Here is a 17435-nt window from a genome sequence, read left to right as displayed (position 1 = left end):
CGGCATAGCGCGACAGCCAACGGATCGCCGCTTCCGCTTGGTCATGAGGAAAGGGCAGGCGGCCCAGAAGGCCAGAATCTTCTACCGAATCGCTTGTGTTTGGGTCTCGGCGCGGTGCCAGCGGTGCATCCCCCGACCCGATTTTTCGATCCTGTGGCGGTGGAAACAGGTCGGCCATCATCTACCCCGATGCGATGCGAGAACTGCGACCGCAAAGCAGGATAGCGCGGGATCATGCAAAGATAAACAGCCGCCTCGTCGCCTGATTGCCAGATATTGGGACGGGACGGGAAATAGCGCAGCCGTAGAGTTGTCCGATCAGGCATTGGATTTGTGCGGTCGTTGATTGCAGCGCAATAATCGGCGCGCCTGTTACGATCGCAGATCGAGAAGGCGATGGGATCCATCGCGCAAGATCGCGCCGAGGCTGCCATTCATACAGGCGCTGCGGGCGCATCCGCCAAGGGCAATCACGCATCAAAATTCCCTGTTCTCCGTCGCTCAAGCCTCTATATCCCGTGAGATATAGTTTTTCCTTGTGGAGGATGTCCCCGTGCGTCAGCGCTTCATTGCCCTGCTTTTCATGGGCTCTGCCCTTGTTTCGTCAGCCCTCCTACCGTCAGCGGTCGCTCATGCGCAGCCGGCGGCACAGCCGGCCTGTGCCATCAAGGCATCGCCACCTGCAGACATGGCATCCTGGGCCGCGCCGCAGAAGATGGAGGCCGCAGGAGATTCAAAGGCCGCGGCGCGGCGCGCGCTGGCGGCTGGTCAGGCGGTGACCCTGGCGCTGCTGCCCACGCCCAAGGTCGCCTATCCGCTGCGTCCGAATAAGCCGGGTGGCAGCGTCAGCTATGGTGGTATCGTGCGGTTCCGCGTCGATCAGCCGGGCACATGGCGCGTGGCGCTGGGCAGCGGGGCCTGGATCGATGTGATAAAGGACGGGGTGGCGAAGGCCTCGACAGCCCATGGTCACGGCCCCGATTGTACCGGTATCCGCAAGATGGTCGACTTCACCCTGGAAGCGGGCGATTATCTGTTGCAGGTCGCCGCCAATGGCGATCCTGATGTGACGTTGCTGGTGACGCGCATATCGTGACAGTCGGGCGCATGGCGCCGTTGCTGACGGCCTGTGGCCGGAAATTATGACGGGTCGTTCGTGCTGGACGCACGCGGCGCCGGGCATAGCAGCGCATCAAGCGCTTCCTGTGCCTGACCGGCGGTCGCCGTCATCGCGACCTGTTCGAGCGTGCGATAGGCGGTCAGTACCCGTTGCCCCGTTTCGCTTATCCGCGCTCCGCGATCGCGTCCGCCGCCCGCAACCGTTTCGACCAGTCGATCGCGCCAGCAGCGGTTCATGGCATCGACCAGCAACCATGTCCGCCGGTAACTCATGCCCAGCATGCGTCCCGCGGCGGATATCGATCCATGAGCGGCGATGGCATCGAGAAGGTCGGCCTTGCCAGGCCCCATGGCGATCTCCTCCCCGCAAAGGATCTGGATCTTCAGCTTGAGCGTTCCGGTCTGCATGCGTCTGCCTGTTCTGTAGGACGCTTCCTCTTAGCCCGTTGCCGCAGGTTCAGCGAGTGACTGGCATTTGTCGCCTTGGAATTGCCGAATTCCTGTGGGACAGCGTCGGCAGGTCGCTGAAAAACATAGATATCGGATCGAGAGACATGCCCCATCCTTCCGCCCTGCGCCCGATGGCGTGTCTGCGCAAACCGATCGGCCTGACGATCGGAGCGGCCTTGGCAAGCGCGTTGCTGGCCCCGGGACTGGCTGCTGAGCCAGCGCCATTTGAGTTGGCGGGACCAGGGCTGCGGGTCAGCGTGACCCGCGGCGTGACCAGCTTGCCGATCAGCCAGGTGCCGAGCCTGATGGCCGGCGACAAGCTGGTGATCGTGGCCGACCTCCCCAGGGATCAGGGCGCCAATCTCGTGCTGATGTCGGCCTTCCTGCGCGGCGCGACCAATCCGCCGCCCAAGGACTGGATCGATAGTGCCGAGACCTGGAAGAAGAAGGACAAGGATCGGCAATTGAGCCTGACCGTGCCCGAAGGTGCACGGCAGATGGTGCTGTTCCTGGTGCCGGAAACGGGGGGCGGCGAGGGCACGGTCAGTGATGCGGTGCGCGGCAAGCCGGGGGAATTCGTGCGGGCCACGCAGGAGCTCAACCAGGCCTCGCTCGACCGGTCGCGGCTCGACGCCTTCATGACGGCGATCCGGACGCAGGAAAATACCCACCCCGAATTTCTGCGCAGCGTCGCCCCGGCGCTGGCGCGCAGCCTGTCGATGAAGCTCAACGAGGACTGCCTGTCCAAGGTGATCGAGCTGCAGGCGGCCTGCCTGCTCGAAAATAAGGATCAACTGGTCCTTGCCGATGTCCATAGCAGCTCCATTGCCGAGACGCTGATTGGCGCACCGACCGACCTGGCGCTGCAGCTCGCCGCCACCCGGGAAGCGGGCTATGGTTATTATAGCCCCTATATCGGCGTGGTGCGTGACCTGGCCCGGATGTTCGGTGCCTTCAGCAGCCCCAGTTTTGAATATCTGCCGACCGTCAGCCTGCGCCGCGATGATAATATCGGACTGATGCTGAACAAGGCGCCGTCCTTCGCCAAGCCCAAGTCGGTGATGGTGGTCAGCATGCCCTCGATCGAGGCGGACAGCCCGCCGCGTCTGCGCAGCGGCGCACAGGGGCCGATTTGCGCGGCGCTGCCGGGAATGGTCCTGCCGGTCGAGGGCGCGCCGCTGATCTATTCGACCAGCTATGCGCGCGGCATGATGGTGCAGTTGAAGGCCGCGTCGGGCCAGACGATCGAATATCCGCTGGAGGCGCGGGCCGATCGGGGCGGCTATGTGATCCGGGCCGACGGACCATGGCCAGCCGATTTCACGGGATCGATCGACGCCCATGTCTATGGGCAATGGGGCTTTGATCGGTTTGAGGGGCCTGATTATACCCTGCAGCGGCCAGATGACACGGCATGGCAAGTGAAGGGCGAGGCACCGACTCTGGTGGTCGGGCGCGACAATGGCCTGACCTTGACCGGGGCGGCACCGGCCTGCGTTGAAAGTGTCACCCTGCGCCAGGGGAACGCCGCACCTCAGGCGATCGGCTGGAAGGTGCAGGGGCGCGATGCGCTGGACCTGACCCTGCCGCTTGGCGAAAGGCGTGCCGGCCCTCTCACCATCGATGTCAAATATCAGGGCGTGGCCAAGTCCTTTCCTCTGCCTCTGCGCGCCTATGCCCAGGCCAGCAAGCTGGACGGGCTGACCGTGCATCAGGGCGATGCCTGGGGCGAATTGACTGGCCAGCGGCTCGATCAGGTGGCCAGTGTCGACCTTGGCGGCCGTAGCTGGAAGCCCGACGGGCTGACCCGCGACGGCTCGGTCGATCGGCTGCGCCTGACGGCTGCGGGCGACGGGACGGCCCCGGCCGAAGGCGCCGGCGCTCGCGTACAGCTGGACGATGGCCGTACCGTATCGGTGCCGGTCACGATCGCACCGGCGCGTCCGCGCGTAACGCTGCTGAACAAGAGTGTCACGCCGGGTGCGGCAACGGGCCTGCCGGTGACGCTGGGCGGAACGGATGTGCTGCCCAATAATGGCCGGCTCGTCTTTTCGGTACAGGCGCAGGATGGCACCAAATTGGCCATGACCGATGTGATCGAGGTCGCAACGCAGGATGGTGGCGCCAGCGTCAGGTTGGCGGCCGGCTCTGGCCTGCAACTACAAAGTCCGCAGGTGGTGGTGGCGACGCTGGACCCGACGGCGCTCGACCCGGCCTTTGGCCCGCTGCAGTTCCGTATCGTGCGGGGCCGCGAACAGGGGGATTGGCAGCCGCTGATGCCGCTCGCGCGCCTGCCGCGGATCGAGGCGGTCGATTGCACGCCGAAGACGCAGAAGGACCAGGGCTGCACCATCAAGGGCCGCGACCTGTTCCTGGTCGATGCCGTCGCCGGCAATCCCGCCTTCGACCAGTCCGTCCCGGTGGCGCAGGGCTTTACCGGATCGGCTTTGACCGTCCCCGCGCCGACCGAGGGGAAGCTTTATGTCCGCCTGCGCGATGCCCAGGGCGCCATGCTGGTGGTACAGGCGCCGTCGCCCGCCGCCTGATTGCCTTTCCGCCAGCGGCTGGCCGCGTTAAGCTTGGCAAAATAGAATGATTTCGAGGCCCGAATGACCGTCATTGCCGCCTATCTCTATCGCAACGGCCAGCGCGTGCGCGAAGTGTCGATCACCGAGCGGATCGACTGCGCTGAGGACAAGTCGGAATTTGTCTGGATCGGCGTCGCCAGTCCGACCGTCGAGGAAATGCGGACGCTGCAGCAGAATTATAATCTTCATCCGCTGGCAGTCGAGGATGCGATCAAGGCCGACCAGCTGCCCAAGGTCGATATTTATGGCGAACAGTTGTTCGTCGTGGCGCGTACCGCGCATGTCGAGGCCGAGACGATCGCCTATGGCGAGACCGCCATCTTCATCGGCCACAGCCATATCATCAGCGTCCGCCATGGCTCGGCGCGCGGGCATATCGAGCTGCGCCATGCGCTGGAAGCGGTTCCCGACCGGCTGGCCCATGGCGTCGACTATGTGTTGCACGCCATCCTCGACTTCATTGTCGACGGCTATCTGCCGATCGTCGAGGGCATCGAGGAAGAGGTGCTGACGATGGAGCAGCATACGGTCGACAATTTCCTGGGCCGTGACGAGATCACCCGCATCTTCAACCTGCGGCGGCAGTTGATCCGTTTCCAGCGCATATTGGGGCCGATGCAGGAGGTCGCGACGAAGTTCGTCAAGATCGACCTGCCTTGCATCGATCCGGAAACCCGGCCCTATTTCAGCGATGTGCGCGACCATGTGCGGCGGGTGCAGACGATGGTCGACGATCTGCGCGAGGTGCTGAATTCCGTCTTCGAGTTCAGCAATCTGCTGGAGCAGCAGCGCACCGGCACGATCACCCGCCAACTCGCCGCCTGGGCCGCGATCTTGGCGGTGCCGACCGCGATCGCCGGGATTTACGGCATGAATTTCGAGCACATGCCCGAACTGAAGACCCGCTATGGCTATTTCGTCGTGCTGGGCGTGATCCTGCTGATCTGTTCCATCCTCTACCGGCGCTTCCGCAAGCTCAACTGGCTCTGACCACATCGCCCCGCCGAAATGCCGCGGCGATCGCTTGACCTATTCGGACAGGCGATGTCAGGCTGGCCGGATGGGAGGTTCAGGCAATGGATGAGGATCGCGATGCGTTCGAGGCGATCAATGCCCATATGCTGCGGTTCCTGCCGGAACTGGTGGCGGAACTGGGCGGCCAGGCGCCCGCCAGCACGGATATGGCGATCAGCTATCGCCAGACGATCGCGCTGATCGAGGACGCGGCGCAGGCGCTCGCCTGCCCCGACTTCGGCATGCGCCTTGCGCTGCGCCAACGCGGCGTCGACCTGTTCGGGCCGCTGGGCGACGCGATGCGCAACGCACCGACCTTTGGCGCGGCGATCGATTATGTGTGCAGCCATAATTATGCCCACAGCCTGGCGGCATCGGTCTGGCTGCGCCGCTTTCCCTCGGTCCGCCATGTCTTCGTCGGGCACGACATCCTGCTCGACGGCGTGCCCAACCGGGCGCAGGCGATGGAGCATATCCTGTTGGTCGGCCATCTCTTCGCGATGGAATTGACCGGCGGGCGGGCGCGGGCGCGGCGGGTGCATTTTCGCCATCAGCCGATTTCGCCGGCGCGCATCTATCGCCGCTATTTCGGATGCCCGGTCCATTTCGGCCAGAATGAGGACGGGATCAGCTTTTCCGAACGCGACATGGCGAGCCCGGTGATCGACCGGGACGCGGCGGTCTTCGCGGCCGTCACCGCCTATATCGAGCGGGAGTTTCCCCATCGCCATCCGCCGCTGCATGCGCAGGTGCGCGGAATCGTCATGCAATGGCTGTGGACCGCCCATTGCTCGAACGATCGGGTCGCGGCCGAACTGGGGCTGCATCCGCGCACCTTGCACCGGCGGCTGACGGCGGAAGGCACGAGCTTCCAGAAGATCAAGGACGAGGTGCGGCGCGACATATTACGCTATTATCTGGAGCAGACCGACATGGACTTCGCCCATGTGTCCGAGAAGCTGGGCTTTTCAGAGCAGTCGGTGATGACGCGCAGTTGCAACCACTGGTTCGGCGCGTCGCCGACGCGGTTGCGGGCGCGGTTGCACGCGCCCGCCTGACGCTTCAGCCCGCAATCGAGGTGCGGTGCATCATCCGCCCGGAATCGCGGGCATAGGGGACGACCCGGTGCAATGCGCCGGTATTGCTCCAGATCACGAAGTCGCCCGCCTGCCACTGATGCTGATAGACGAAATCGGGCTGGGTCGCCCATTCGTTGAGCCGGGCGATATAGGCGCGGCCATAGGCCAGTTCCATGCCCACGATGCGGTCGGCGGTCGACCCGACGATCAGGCTCTTGCGGCCATTCTTGTGGGTCTGGACCAGCGGCCGTTCCTTCTCGATGCCGATCGCCAGTTTGCCCTTTTCCGCTTCGGGAATGGCGTCGGCGATCGAGCGCAGGCTGGCGGCGACGCTGTGGATGATGTGCAGATCCTCGATCTCGGCGCGCTGCGCTTCGGGCATCTGCTCATAGGCGGCGAAGGTATTGGCGAACTCGGTCTGGCCGCCCTTGGGCGCCAGGCGCCGGGCCGACAGCAGCGTCGCGAGCGGCGGCGGCATCTCCATCGGCATGCCGTCCATGTGCCAGAAGAAGGTGCCCAGCACATATTCGGGCGCGCGGTTGATCTTGCGATCCAGCGTCACCTGATAGACGTCCTCGTCCTTGTCGGTCGTCGCCTCGCTGGTCAAATTGAGCCGTCCGCCGAGCAGGTCGGTGAAGGCCAGTTGCTCCTCATTGGTGAAATGGACCTGCGGCATGACCAGCACGGTCCGCTCCTCCAGCATGTCGCGGCACTGGGCGACCACTTGCGGATCGAACAGTGCCTCCCGATCGGCTTCGACCAGCGCGCCGATCAGCGGCTTGACGGGGCGGAAGGTGACGCGGCTCTTGTGAATGACGTTCATGATCCTGCTCCTTCGATCTCAACCTTGTTCGGCGGCCATGCCGGAAAAGCCGATGCAATAGCCGCCATCGACCGGCAGCAAGGTGCCGGTGATGTAGGACGCTTCGTCACTGGCGAGGAACAAAGCGGCATTGGCTATTTCGCTGGCCAGGCCCCACCGGTCCATCGGGATGCCGGGTACGCGAAAGATGCCCGGCGGCGGTTCGGGGTGATCCTTCGCCATCGGCACCAGTCCGGTCCAGATCGATCCGGGCAGCACGGCGTTCACGCGGATATTGTGCGCGGCATAATCGAGCGCTGCGCATTTGGTAATCTGGCTGACCCCGCCCTTGGCGGCGGCATAGACGCCATGGCCCTTCCATCCGACCATGCCGGTGGCCGATCCGATGTTGACGATCGCACCACCGCCGCTTTCCAGCATGGCGATCACGCCATATTTCATGCCCAGGAACACGCCCTTTAGATTGACGGCATGGACCCGGTCCCAATTGTCGCTGCTCTGTTCGTGCAAGGGCATGATGCCGCCACCGAAGCCGGCATTGTTGACGAGGATGTCGACCCGCCCAAAGGCGTCGCGGGCAGCGGCGATCATCGCCTGGACATCCGCTTCCTCGGCTACGTCGACATGCAGGCCGATCGCGCCGTTGCCGATGGCGGCGGCGACATCATCCTGTGCGCCGCTGATGTCGGCGCAGAGCACTCGCGCGCCCTCTGACGCGAAGCGTTCTGCCATCGCCTTGCCCATGCCCGACCCCGCGCCGGTGATGACCGCGCACTTGCCCGCCAGCCTCATGGCATGGGCTCCGTGTCGATGGTCGGCTGGATCAGGATGCGGCTCACATTGGCGCGGCGCGGCAGGCTGACGGCGAGCAGGATGCCGGCGACGATGTCGTCGGGCGCCATCGCCCCGTCCTTGTGGGTGTGCTGCTGGATCATGTCGCGCCATTGCGGGTCGGAAATGGAACTGGCGATCTCGGTCGCGGTGGCGCCCGGTTCGATGATCGAGACACGGATGCCGGCCTGGCCGCCCTCCTGCCGCAGGCTTTCGGTAAAGCCGGTCAGGCCGAATTTGCTGGTCGAATAGGCGGCGAATCGCCAACCCGATCGGCGCCCGGCGGTCGAGGAGATATTGACGATGTCGCCGCTGCCCTGCGCCTTCATCACCGGGAAGGCGGCGCGGCAGGCATGAATGGTGCCCATCAGGTTGATGTCGATTACCCGTTGCCACTGGTCGCTGGTCAGGCTTTCGATCCCGCCCGCCTCGTTGACGCCGGCGGAGTTGATGAGGATGTCGAGCCGGCCAAAATGTGCCACCGTATCGTTGATGGCGGCGGCCGCATCCGCCTCGATCGAGACGTCGCCGGGCAGAGCGAGCGCGGTGCCGCCTGCCGCTTCAATCCGGGCGACCAGCGCATCTAGCCGATCGCGGCGCCGTCCGTTGACAGCGATGTTGACACCCTCAAGCGCCAGCGCGAGCGCCGCCGCCTCGCCGATGCCAGAGGAAGCGCCGGTGACGAGCGCGACCTTGTTTTCCAGTCCTGCCATGTCCTCTCCTTGCATCGCGCGCCTATGCCGTGCCGCGATGCTGAACAGTTCATTAGCAGGGTAGAGGTGGGGGATGCGATGCCGGGTAGAGCGATAGCGCCGGGGCGATCATTTGCGTTCGAGTTGGTCCAGCATCGCCTCGATCATTGCCAGTGCCTGGTCGTGGCCCTCGGTGAGGCCCAGCGCCGTCTCGCTGACCAGCATGCGCGCGAGTGAAGCGGCGATCATCACCAGGCCGCTGGCATGGTCCGCCTGGTCGGTGGGGAGCAGGGCTGCCACGGCCTGTGCCTGATGTGCTCTAAACGCTTGGGCGGCAGTCACAATCTCGGCGCGTACCGCCTCGCGATGATGGGCGATCGCGCTCAGCGCCGCCGCGAGCGCTGCGCTGGAGGGATCGCGCATCATATCCCACATGGCGCGCAGGGGGCTTGGCGCGGCGAGTGCTTCTGTGAACCGGGCCATGCGCCGCTCGTTGATCCGCTGGACGACGGCGCGCAGCAGATCGTCCATGGTACGGAAATAATAATAGAGGAGCTGGGTCTTGAGCCCGGCCTGCTGGGCGACCTGCCGCGCGGAAATGCCATGTTCGCCGACCTCTGCCAGGATCGTTTCGGCCGCGTCGATGAAGCGGGCGCGGTTCTGCGATCCTTCGGCGCCAAGTCTGCGAGCGGTAGCCATATCGTCCCTTCCCTCCTTCTTCGCGTCCGCTTCTGGGCAATTTTGCGGGGCGCGGCAATGGGCCGGGCGCCTGTCCATTTTGGTCAAGTCGCCCTGCCGGTGCGTCGCTAGCCTTGCGGTCAAACACAGCCATTTTGGAGAGACGATCCATGACCACGCCAACGCTCGATTGTTCGGATATCGACAATTATCTGGGCAAGCCGATCCAGCCCGCACGGATGGTCGAGCCGATCAACAATGGCGATATCCGTCGCTGGGTGCAGGCGATGCACTATCCCAACCGGCTCCATTATGATGCCGGCTATGCCGCGCAGAGCCGCTGGGGCGGCATGGTCGCGCCGCAAAGCTTTGCCGTGACGATGGATTGCGCCCATGGCTCCGCGCCGTCCTGCATCGGCCGAGTGCCCAATTCGCACATGTTGTTCGGTGGCGACGAATGGTGGTTCTATGGCCCCCGCATGGTCGCGGGCGACCGCATCCTCAACGAGCGCATCCCCTTCGACTATACGGTCAAGGACACCAAGTTTGCAGGGCCAACCTGTTTCCAGCGCGGCGACAATTTCTATTATAATCAGCAGGGCGATTTGATCGCCAAGCAGCGTTCGACCTCGATCCGCTACAGCCAGGAAGCGGGCAAGGACAATGTCCCGACCGAGGGGTTCGACGATCCGGTCTGGACCGACGACCAGTTGGAAGAGCTGGAAGCGCGCAAGATGCAGTGGATCCAGATGCTGCATGATCTGGGCCATGACCGGCGCTGGTGGGACGATGCGACGGTCGGCGCGGCGCTGCCCGAACGGGTGGTCGGCCCGCATTCGATCGTGTCCTTTGCGACAGAATGGCGGTCCTATATCTTCACCCAATGGGGCGGCACCCATCGTCGCACCGACCTCGACATGGAGGCGCTGGGCTTCGTCAAGGAAATGGCGGGCCATGAAAATGATCCGGTGATGGAGGCGATCAATCCCGAATTCACCGACGGTGCCTATGTCGGCCCGTCGCGCGGCCATCTCTTCCCGCGCTGGGCACGCTTCATCGGCATGCCGCGCGGCTATGGCTATGGCGCGTCTATGGGGGCGTGGATCACCGATTATTTCGCAGGCTGGGCCGGGGAATGGGGGATGATCCGCCATTCCGCCTGCAATTATCGCAGCCCGGCGCTGACCGGCGACATCACGATCACGACCGGGACGATCCTCGACAAATTCGTCGACGAGGCCGGTCGGCACATGGTGCAGGTCGACTGCCGGATGGCCAATCAGGCCGGCGCGGTATTGGCGACGGCGAAGGCGGAGATCGAACTGCCCAAACGGCCGGCCTGATCCGTCTGGTCAATCGCGCCGCGCTGTGGGATAGCGCGGCGATGGACCTCGACGATCAGCTCCGCCATTATTTCGGTACCGACGATCTGGCCGGCATGACGTCCGCTGGGTTGGCGGCGGGGATCGAGCGTATGCAGGTCGCGTTCGGCCTGGAGGTCGATCGTCCTCGCCGTTTCGCGCTTTGGGCCTTGCTGCACATGCTGGGGGCAGCGCCAGACCTGGATGTCGCTTTTCCAGATCCGGCCGATCGGGATGCTGCGCGCGACTTCATGGACATGATCGGCGACTGAGCCGCGGATCAGGGTTTCTGCGCCGCCAGGAAGGCCAGGAGGTCGGCGCGTTGTCTGGCATCCGCCACGCTGATGATCATGCGCGTTCCCGGCACCTTCGTCATCGGTGCGGCGAGGAACATGTCCAGCGTGGATTTGTCCCAGGTCAACCCGGAGCTTTTGAGCGCGCTGGAATAGGCAAAGCCGGTACTGGCTGCCTTGCGCCCGGTCACGCCGGCCAGGTTCGGACCCAGGACGGAGGTCTGGCCGGGCTTTACGCCGTGGCAACTCTGGCAGCGCTGGCGAAACAGGACGCTGCCGGCATCTCTGTCTTGCGCGATGGCCACCATCGGCATGCTTGTCAGAAGCAACGCCATGGATGCGCGCCAGCCTATCGACATGATCGGGACTATCCTTGCAATCGGGAGCGGGAAAGGGGATGCGGGATCGAGTGCGCCAGACAACTGAACAGCTGTTTAGTTTTTTGGTCATGAGTCGTCAACGGGCCGCAGGTGATGCCGCCGGAACAAGAGGAGGCATGTGTCTTGGCGGAGGGCGGCCGAAAGGAAAGAGCATCGGCGCGCGGGGCGATCCTGGACGCGACCGAGGGGCTGATGGTGCAGGAGGGCTATGCCGCTGTATCCACGCGCCGTGTGGCGAAAATCGTCGGCGTTACCCCGGCCCTGGTCCATTATCATTTTGCGACGACGGACGACCTGCTGCTGGCCTTGTTTCGTCGCCTGTCGGAACGGTTCAAGCAGGAACTGGCTGCGCGGCTGACGACTCCGGATCCGCTGCAGGCGCTCTGGAAGCTCAACTCGGATCCCGATGGCTCGGCGATCATCCTGGAATTCATGGCCCTTTCGAATCATCGCAAGGCGATCCGGCAGGAAATCGCCGAATTTATCGAGCAGTTGCGTGTCATTCAGGCTGCGGCGATCGCCAAGGGCGGTTGTGGCCCGGACGGGTCGCTATCGCCGATCGGTCTGTCGGTGCTGGCTGCCGGGATGGCCCGCTCGATCGTGATGGAACAGAGCCTGGGGGTTAGCCTGGGCCATGCCGAGGCGCTGGCCATGGTGGATGCGCTGATGCGCTATGTGACTGCCAATGGCGAGAAAGGCCGGGAGGCGTAGGGAGCCGGCGCAGAGGCCGCGCCGGCTCGCAATGTCATTTCTTGGCGGGCACCTTGTTGAGATCGGCCTGTACCTTGGCCAATGCGGCGTCGCTCAGTTGATCCGGCGCATATTGCTGTACGCCCTTAAGGGTCATCGAGCGGGCCATATCGATCTGGGGATTGGCGGTGAAACCGGGCAAATTCTTGTCCAGGACGGCCTTGGTTGCGGGATTGTCCAGCAAGGTGCCGATATCGGTGCTGTCGATGCTGTAGGCCGGTGCGGGTGCGGTAGCCGGCGCTTGCGCGATGGCCATATGGGGGGTGGTCCCGGCGAGAAGCAGGGCGGTTGCGAACAGGACAGTCTTCATGGGCATCCTTTCAGGCAGGCAATGCTCGTCCCGGCAGCCGATGCGTCTTCACCTGACAGGTCAGGTCTACGCGATGATGGCGGCCGTGCGACATATTGTCTCATAAGCAGGATCGGGCCGGCCGGGAATTGGGGGCCGGCACAGCACCGCCCCGGCGATGCTGTGCCCGTGCCCTTGCCCCGCATGGATCAGTTTGATGGATTAAGGTGACCAAAGAGAGAGGCGCCCCTGATGAACCACCTGATCGCCGCCGATTTCGGCATAAGGCAGCTCCATGCGCAGTTTTGCGATGCGGTCTGGCGCAAGGACGGGTCAGCATTCGCCGCCTGCTTTGCCCCCGATGGTGAGTGGAAGATCGCCGGCCTTCACATTCGGGGCGCGGAGATAGGCCCACAATTCGACCGGCTGCTCGGCATATGCGCGCGCGTACGGCTGATCCTGGGCCTCCCGCTGCTGGATGTCACGGCGGATGGCGCGACGGGGCGCATCCCGGTGACCGAACTGGCGAAGATGGCGGACGGCAGCGCGGCGATGACGCTGGGCACCTATTATGATCGCTATGTGGAACAGGGAGGACATTGGCTCTTCGCGGCGCGGCACTGGACGCTGCACTATCGCGGGCCGGTCGACCTGTCGGCGGCGCTGGTCGACTTTCCCGATTATGGGCCGCCGCCCGGCATGCCGGCGACGGATGCGCCGACCGCCGTACGGAAGGCGGGCTGATATGGTTGATATCGTGGCGCGATATGGCCCATGGGCCGTGGTAGCGGGCGCATCGGAAGGGACCGGTCGGGCCTTTGCCGCGCAACTGGCGGCGCAGGGCATGAAGCTGATCCTGCTGGCCCGGCGGGAGGCTCCTCTGGCCGCGTTGGCGGCCGATCTTGCCGCGCGTCATGACGCGCAGTGCTTGTGGGCCAGCGTCGATCTGGCGGCGGGCGATGCCGCCGATCGTGTCACGCAGCTATGCGGCGATCGCGAGATTGGCCTATTCATCAGCAACGCCGGGGCCGACCCGCACGGCACCCATTTCCTGGACAGCGAAATCGACGACTGGTCCGATCTGGTCGGTCGCAATGTGGCGACGACGATGCGGCTATGCCACCAATTTGGCCGGGATATGCGGGCGCGCCGGCGCGGCGGCATCATCCTGGTGGGATCGGGCGCCTGTTATGGCGGCGCAGCGGGTCTGGGCGTCTATGCCGGTACCAAGGCGTTCGACCTGTGTCTGGGCGAGGCGTTGTGGGCCGAATTGCGCGCCTATGGCGTGGATGTGCTGAACTTGATCCTGAGCCGGACGGATACGCCCGAATTGCGCCGTTTCCTAGCCAGCCGGGGCGCAGCGCTGCCTGCCGGGCTGGCTTCGCCCGAGGAGGTCGCACGGATCGGGCTACAGCGATTGCCGCATGGGCCGGTGCATCATTGGGGGCTGGCGGATGACGAACAGGGCTATGCGCCCCTGTCCGCCGCAGCGCGTCGCGCCCGGATTCTGGCGATCGAACAGGCGATGCGCGACCTGCAAGGCGCAGGTGCATGACGGCCCCACGCGATCCCGCCGCCGACCGCCAGACGATCCACGAAGCGCTGCATCTTTATGCCCGCGCCGTCGATCGGCTTGATGTAGCGCTGGGGCAGGGGCTTTGGCACGATGATGGCACCGCCGATTATGGCGACTATTATCGCGGCCCGGGACGCGGGGTGATCGACCGGATCTGTGCCGATCATGCCGGGTTGCAGGCCCATTGCCACCAGATGACCAATATCCTGGTTGCGCTCGAAGGCGACAGGGCCGGGAGCGAGACATATTGCATCGCGACCTTGCGGTTGCAGCGGCCTGATGGGCTGGTGCAGATGTCTGTCTGGACCCGCTATGTCGACCGGTGGTCGTGGCGCGCGGGGCGTTGGGCTATGGACCATCGGATCGCGTTACGTGAATTTGATGAGGTGCGTCGGGTGCAGCCGCTCAGTGCGGGCGGCATGGGGCGGCGGGATCGGGAGGATCCCTCCTATGCCGTGCTGGCGCGGCTGGCACAGTCTCAATAGGCGCCGCCGATCCAGCTACGCACCACGGTGCCGTTTCCATCGAGCTGCAGAAGGTCTGCCCGCAGGCCGGGAGCGATCCTGCCGGTCGTTGCGGCCAGTCCGAGGAAGCGGGCGGGCGCGGACGAAGCCATGGCGATGGCCTGCTCCAGCGTTACGCCCAGCATGGCGACACTGTTCTGCACTGCGCCGATCATATCCAGATTGGACCCTGCCAGTGTGCCGGCATCATCGGTGCAAGCGCCGTCCCGTACGAGGATACGGCGGCCCTGGAGAATGAACTCGTCGGCATCGGCGCCGACGGACGGCATGGCGTCGGTGACCAGCATGATCGTGTCCACAGGCTTGCAGCGCAGCGCGATCTTCAGTGCGGTCGCGCTGACATGATGCCCGTCGACGATGATGCCACAACTGACACCGTCCTGTTCCAGCGCTGCGCCTACGATTCCCGGGCGCCGCGACCCCAGCGGCGACATGGCATTGTAGAGATGGGTCACGCCGGACAGACCAGCGGCGACCGCAGCCATCATATCCTCATAGCTGCCGTTGCTATGGCCCGCAGCGACGATCACGCCGCGCTCCACCAGTCGCCGGACCATGTCGGGCGAGGTCCGTTCGGGGGCGAGCGTCACCAGGGTGCGGCCGCGTTTCAGCGAGGTCAGCACCTCCAGCCCCTCGGCATCGAGCGGGCGGATCTTGTCGCCGTCGTGAATGCCCTTGCGCTCGACATTAAGATAGGGGCCTTCGATATGGATGCCCAGCACACCGGGAACGCCGGCCTCGATCGCTGCGTCGACGGCAGCGACGGCACGCCTGATCACCGCCAGATCGTCGCTGATCAGTGTCGGCAGAAATCCGGTGGTGCCGAAGTGGCGATGGGCGGCGCCGATCGCCGCAATGCCCTCGATCGTTGGCGCGTCGTTGAACAGGACGCCGCCGCCGCCATTGACCTGGGTGTCGATAAAGCCGGGCACCAGTCGATCGCCGCCAAGATCGCGGCGCTCGGCATCCGCTGGCACATTGCCCTCCGGCAGGATGGCGGTGATGCGATCGCCCTCCACCAGCACGGCTTTGCCCATATGGAAGGCGCCGTCGATCAGGATCGACCCGTTGACAAAAGCAAGGCGCATCAAAGGGTCTCCGTCACCTTGGCAAGGTGCGGGGGGCTGTCGGGGTTGAAGCCGCGACGCACCGACAGGGCGTTGACCGCGCGATAGAAGGCCTGGATTTGCAGCATCGGCTCGATCGCCGGATGGGCGGCGGGAACGGGGAGATGGATGGCGCCGTCGACCGGTTCGCCCGCGATCAGTACCTGACCACCGCGCGCTACGACTTCGCGCACCAGTTCGTCGACGCTCTCGGCGGTTTCGTCGGCCTGGCGGAAGACCAGCAGCGGGAAATCCGGGCCGACCAGTGCCATCGGGCCATGTTTGACCTCGGCGGCGCTGAATGCTTCGGCATGGAGACCGCAGGTTTCCTTGAACTTGAGCGCCGCTTCCTGAGCGATGCCGAAGCCGATGCCGCGCCCGATAACGTAAAGCCCGCGCGCGCTTGCCAGTTGCTCCACCAGCGGCGTCCAGTCGCAGGCCCATGCCTGACCGAGCAGGGCGGGCGCCTGATCCAGCGCCGCCAGCAGATCGCCATCCTGGCTCCAGTGGGCTGCCAGGTTCAGCAGGCTGGCGATCGAGGCGATATAGGATTTTGTGGCGGCAACGCTGCGTTCCGGGCCGGCGTGCAGCGGCAGCAGCGTGTCGACTTGCGCAGCCAGCGGTGAGTCGGCGACATTGACCATGGCGATCGTCCGGGCGCCGGCGCCCTTCGCGGCTTCCACCGTCGCGAGAATGTCGGGGCTCTTGCCCGATTGGGATATGGCGATCGCGATCATGTCCGCGAGTGCGGGCGCCGTGCCATAGACCGACGCGATCGAGGGCGCTGCCGATGTGGTCAGCAGGCCAAGGCGGGTCTCGAACAGATATTTGGCAAAGGTTGCCGCATGATCGGAACTGCCGCGGGCGCAGGTGACGACCCCGCGCGGCGGATCGGCCCGCAGGCTGGCGGCGAGTGCCTGCACGGTTGCGTTATTGGCCGCGAACTGGCGGGCGACCACGGCGCCAGCTTCTGCAGCTTCGGCGAACATCAGGGTATCTTGCGGATTGAGCATGGTATCAGGCATCTTTTCGGTCAGGCGCGCATGTCAAGTTCGGCGACGAAGTCATAGGCGTCGCCCCTGTACCAGCTCTGCGTCGCTTCGATGACGCGGCCGTCGTCCAGAAAGCCCCGCCGTTCGATATACAGGCCGGGCGCGCCCGCCTCGATCCCCAGCAGCTTGGCCTGTTCGGCGTTGAACAGCACCGCGCGCAGGCGTTGGAGCGCCCGGACCGGGCGATTGCCGGCGGTTTCCAGCGCGGCATAGAGCGACGCGTCGACGACATCGACACCGTCCAGGCCAAAGCCGGGGATGGTCGAATATTCCAGCGCCATGGCAACATCGTCGGCGTAGCGGATACGGTTGAAGCGATAGACCGAAGCGCCCGGGCTGAGGCCCAGGGTCAGTGCATCGTCCGGCGTGACCGCCCCGACGCTGCGCCCCAGCCATTCGCTGCGAACGCTACGCCCGCGCGCGGCCATGTCCTCGGAGAAGGAGGAGAGTTTGGCAAACTGCTTTTCGACGCGGTTGGCGACGAAGGTGCCTGCGCCTTGCTTGCGGACCAGCAAGCCTTCCTCGACCAGCGAATCCAATGCCTTGCGCAGCGTGATGCGGGAAACCGACAGATCGGACGCCAGATCGCGTTCGGGCGGCAGGGCTTCATTGGGTTTCAGCCGCTGGGTTCGCAGGGCTTCGCGCAGCGCATCCTCCAGCCGGCGATAGAGCGGGCCACCGCCCAGCGCGTCGAGTGGTCCAATCTGTTCGGCAAGCAGCGGCATCTCGTCTCCACGGCATCTGGGTTCGACATCACACTAAGACCAATTAAATACCATATGCTAGTGAAAAATTTCAAACGCCGTCACAAATTTGAAAATATCCCTCTT

At 64.7% G+C, this 17435-nt stretch carries 20 protein-coding genes; 10 read left to right on the top strand and 10 right to left on the bottom strand.

Annotation, left to right across the window (positions count from 1 at the left end):
• Window positions 1-688: 688 nt before the first annotated feature.
• Window positions 689-1096: a hypothetical protein gene (locus PMI04_RS12130; RefSeq protein WP_007707102.1), complete on the top strand. Its 408-nt coding sequence runs from the start codon at window positions 689-691 to the stop codon at window positions 1094-1096.
• Window positions 1097-1140: 44 nt separating this feature from the next.
• Here PMI04_RS12130 and PMI04_RS12125 read toward each other — a convergent pair whose 3' ends face one another.
• Complete coding sequence (locus PMI04_RS12125; RefSeq protein WP_007707099.1) at window positions 1141-1527, bottom strand: LysR family transcriptional regulator; 387 nt, start codon at window positions 1525-1527, stop codon at window positions 1141-1143.
• Between the two features lie 146 nt (window positions 1528-1673).
• Here PMI04_RS12125 and PMI04_RS12120 point away from each other — a divergent pair, with 146 nt between their 5' ends.
• The 3 genes from PMI04_RS12120 (at window position 1674) to PMI04_RS12110 (ending at window position 6229) form a co-directional block, all read left to right on the top strand.
• Complete coding sequence (locus PMI04_RS12120; protein ID WP_007707095.1) at window positions 1674-4115, top strand: hypothetical protein; 2442 nt, start codon at window positions 1674-1676, stop codon at window positions 4113-4115.
• Between the two features lie 63 nt (window positions 4116-4178).
• Window positions 4179-5147 carry a magnesium and cobalt transport protein CorA gene (locus PMI04_RS12115; protein WP_007707092.1) on the top strand — a complete coding sequence of 323 codons (969 nt, stop codon included), beginning with the start codon at window positions 4179-4181 and terminating at the stop codon, window positions 5145-5147.
• Window positions 5148-5233: 86 nt separating this feature from the next.
• Window positions 5234-6229 (top strand): AraC family transcriptional regulator, encoded by a 996-nt coding sequence (locus PMI04_RS12110; protein ID WP_007707091.1) that lies wholly within the window; start codon window positions 5234-5236, stop codon window positions 6227-6229.
• A gap of 4 nt (window positions 6230-6233) precedes the next feature.
• Here PMI04_RS12110 and PMI04_RS12105 read toward each other — a convergent pair whose 3' ends face one another.
• The 4 genes from PMI04_RS12105 to PMI04_RS12090 all read right to left on the bottom strand — a co-directional run bounded on the left by PMI04_RS12105 (window position 6234) and on the right by PMI04_RS12090 (window position 9295).
• Window positions 6234-7073 (bottom strand): TauD/TfdA family dioxygenase, encoded by an 840-nt coding sequence (locus PMI04_RS12105; protein ID WP_007707089.1) that lies wholly within the window; start codon window positions 7071-7073, stop codon window positions 6234-6236.
• A gap of 18 nt (window positions 7074-7091) precedes the next feature.
• Entirely contained in the window at window positions 7092-7865 is a 774-nt protein-coding gene (locus tag PMI04_RS12100) for an SDR family oxidoreductase (RefSeq protein WP_007707086.1), read from the bottom strand.
• Complete coding sequence (locus PMI04_RS12095; RefSeq protein WP_007707083.1) at window positions 7862-8617, bottom strand: SDR family NAD(P)-dependent oxidoreductase; 756 nt, start codon at window positions 8615-8617, stop codon at window positions 7862-7864. The genes PMI04_RS12100 and PMI04_RS12095 overlap by 4 nt, the downstream gene beginning before the upstream one ends.
• A gap of 108 nt (window positions 8618-8725) precedes the next feature.
• A complete protein-coding gene (locus tag PMI04_RS12090; RefSeq protein WP_007707080.1) occupies window positions 8726-9295 on the bottom strand; it encodes a TetR/AcrR family transcriptional regulator in 570 nt (189 codons plus the stop codon).
• A 149-nt stretch (window positions 9296-9444) separates the two neighbouring features.
• On the opposite strand from PMI04_RS12090, the gene PMI04_RS12085 reads away from it, so the two are divergent.
• Window positions 9445-10617 (top strand): MaoC family dehydratase N-terminal domain-containing protein, encoded by a 1173-nt coding sequence (locus PMI04_RS12085; protein ID WP_007707077.1) that lies wholly within the window; start codon window positions 9445-9447, stop codon window positions 10615-10617.
• 41 nt (window positions 10618-10658) lie between these two features.
• Entirely contained in the window at window positions 10659-10907 is a 249-nt protein-coding gene (locus PMI04_RS12080) for a hypothetical protein (protein ID WP_007707074.1), read from the top strand.
• Between the two features lie 8 nt (window positions 10908-10915).
• On the opposite strand, the gene PMI04_RS12075 is transcribed toward PMI04_RS12080, so the two are convergent.
• A complete protein-coding gene (locus PMI04_RS12075) occupies window positions 10916-11287 on the bottom strand; it encodes a c-type cytochrome (protein ID WP_007707072.1) in 372 nt (123 codons plus the stop codon).
• A gap of 144 nt (window positions 11288-11431) precedes the next feature.
• On the opposite strand from PMI04_RS12075, the gene PMI04_RS12070 reads away from it, so the two are divergent.
• Entirely contained in the window at window positions 11432-12019 is a 588-nt protein-coding gene (locus tag PMI04_RS12070) for a TetR/AcrR family transcriptional regulator (protein ID WP_007707060.1), read from the top strand.
• A 34-nt stretch (window positions 12020-12053) separates the two neighbouring features.
• On the opposite strand, the gene PMI04_RS12065 is transcribed toward PMI04_RS12070, so the two are convergent.
• Window positions 12054-12368 (bottom strand): hypothetical protein, encoded by a 315-nt coding sequence (locus PMI04_RS12065; protein ID WP_007707057.1) that lies wholly within the window; start codon window positions 12366-12368, stop codon window positions 12054-12056.
• Window positions 12369-12599: 231 nt separating this feature from the next.
• Here PMI04_RS12065 and PMI04_RS12060 point away from each other — a divergent pair, with 231 nt between their 5' ends.
• Genes PMI04_RS12060 through PMI04_RS12050 form a run of 3 tightly spaced genes read left to right on the top strand, consistent with a single transcriptional unit; the run spans window position 12600 to window position 14408 of the window.
• Complete coding sequence (locus PMI04_RS12060) at window positions 12600-13091, top strand: nuclear transport factor 2 family protein (RefSeq protein ID WP_007707051.1); 492 nt, start codon at window positions 12600-12602, stop codon at window positions 13089-13091.
• 1 nt (window position 13092) lies between these two features.
• Window positions 13093-13902: an SDR family NAD(P)-dependent oxidoreductase gene (locus tag PMI04_RS12055; RefSeq protein WP_007707040.1), complete on the top strand. Its 810-nt coding sequence runs from the start codon at window positions 13093-13095 to the stop codon at window positions 13900-13902.
• Window positions 13899-14408 carry a nuclear transport factor 2 family protein gene (locus PMI04_RS12050; RefSeq protein ID WP_007707037.1) on the top strand — a complete coding sequence of 170 codons (510 nt, stop codon included), beginning with the start codon at window positions 13899-13901 and terminating at the stop codon, window positions 14406-14408. Before PMI04_RS12055 ends, PMI04_RS12050 begins: the two co-directional genes overlap by 4 nt.
• Here PMI04_RS12050 and nagA read toward each other — a convergent pair.
• Genes nagA through PMI04_RS12035 form a run of 3 tightly spaced genes read right to left on the bottom strand, consistent with a single transcriptional unit; the run spans window position 14402 to window position 17330 of the window.
• Entirely contained in the window at window positions 14402-15535 is a 1134-nt protein-coding gene (gene nagA / locus PMI04_RS12045) for an N-acetylglucosamine-6-phosphate deacetylase (RefSeq protein ID WP_007707035.1), read from the bottom strand. The genes PMI04_RS12050 and nagA overlap by 7 nt on opposite strands.
• Window positions 15535-16566, bottom strand: a complete 1032-nt coding sequence (locus tag PMI04_RS12040) for an SIS domain-containing protein (protein WP_007707031.1) — start codon at window positions 16564-16566, stop codon at window positions 15535-15537. Before PMI04_RS12040 ends, nagA begins: the two co-directional genes overlap by 1 nt.
• Before the next feature lie 20 nt (window positions 16567-16586).
• Window positions 16587-17330, bottom strand: a complete 744-nt coding sequence (locus PMI04_RS12035; RefSeq protein ID WP_007707028.1) for a GntR family transcriptional regulator — start codon at window positions 17328-17330, stop codon at window positions 16587-16589.
• Between the last annotated feature and the right edge of the window lie 105 nt (window positions 17331-17435).

The organism is Sphingobium sp. AP49, from assembly GCF_000281715.2.
Classification (GTDB): domain Bacteria; phylum Pseudomonadota; class Alphaproteobacteria; order Sphingomonadales; family Sphingomonadaceae; genus Sphingobium.
This window is presented reverse-complemented; position numbering and strand designations above follow the sequence as displayed.

Bases quoted from the DNA above. Each gene is read 5' to 3' on its own strand.
- PMI04_RS12085 (WP_007707077.1), top strand. From the start codon at position 9,445: ATGACCACGCCAACGCTCGATTGTTCGGATATCGACAATTATCTGGGC.
- PMI04_RS12130 (WP_007707102.1), top strand. From the start codon at position 689: ATGGCATCCTGGGCCGCGCCGCAGAAGATGGAGGCCGCAGGAGATTCA.
- PMI04_RS12035 (WP_007707028.1), bottom strand. From the start codon at position 17,330: ATGCCGCTGCTTGCCGAACAGATTGGACCACTCGACGCGCTGGGCGGT.
- PMI04_RS12050 (WP_007707037.1), top strand. From the start codon at position 13,899: ATGACGGCCCCACGCGATCCCGCCGCCGACCGCCAGACGATCCACGAA.
- PMI04_RS12120 (WP_007707095.1), top strand. From the start codon at position 1,674: ATGCCCCATCCTTCCGCCCTGCGCCCGATGGCGTGTCTGCGCAAACCG.
- PMI04_RS12075 (WP_007707072.1), bottom strand. From the start codon at position 11,287: ATGTCGATAGGCTGGCGCGCATCCATGGCGTTGCTTCTGACAAGCATG.
- PMI04_RS12060 (WP_007707051.1), top strand. From the start codon at position 12,600: ATGAACCACCTGATCGCCGCCGATTTCGGCATAAGGCAGCTCCATGCG.
- PMI04_RS12105 (WP_007707089.1), bottom strand. From the start codon at position 7,073: ATGAACGTCATTCACAAGAGCCGCGTCACCTTCCGCCCCGTCAAGCCG.
- PMI04_RS12125 (WP_007707099.1), bottom strand. From the start codon at position 1,527: ATGCAGACCGGAACGCTCAAGCTGAAGATCCAGATCCTTTGCGGGGAG.
- PMI04_RS12080 (WP_007707074.1), top strand. From the start codon at position 10,659: ATGGACCTCGACGATCAGCTCCGCCATTATTTCGGTACCGACGATCTG.
- PMI04_RS12040 (WP_007707031.1), bottom strand. From the start codon at position 16,566: ATGCTCAATCCGCAAGATACCCTGATGTTCGCCGAAGCTGCAGAAGCT.
- nagA (WP_007707035.1), bottom strand. From the start codon at position 15,535: ATGCGCCTTGCTTTTGTCAACGGGTCGATCCTGATCGACGGCGCCTTC.
- PMI04_RS12095 (WP_007707083.1), bottom strand. From the start codon at position 8,617: ATGGCAGGACTGGAAAACAAGGTCGCGCTCGTCACCGGCGCTTCCTCT.
- PMI04_RS12055 (WP_007707040.1), top strand. From the start codon at position 13,093: ATGGTTGATATCGTGGCGCGATATGGCCCATGGGCCGTGGTAGCGGGC.
- PMI04_RS12110 (WP_007707091.1), top strand. From the start codon at position 5,234: ATGGATGAGGATCGCGATGCGTTCGAGGCGATCAATGCCCATATGCTG.
- PMI04_RS12065 (WP_007707057.1), bottom strand. From the start codon at position 12,368: ATGAAGACTGTCCTGTTCGCAACCGCCCTGCTTCTCGCCGGGACCACC.
- PMI04_RS12100 (WP_007707086.1), bottom strand. From the start codon at position 7,865: ATGAGGCTGGCGGGCAAGTGCGCGGTCATCACCGGCGCGGGGTCGGGC.
- PMI04_RS12090 (WP_007707080.1), bottom strand. From the start codon at position 9,295: ATGGCTACCGCTCGCAGACTTGGCGCCGAAGGATCGCAGAACCGCGCC.
- PMI04_RS12115 (WP_007707092.1), top strand. From the start codon at position 4,179: ATGACCGTCATTGCCGCCTATCTCTATCGCAACGGCCAGCGCGTGCGC.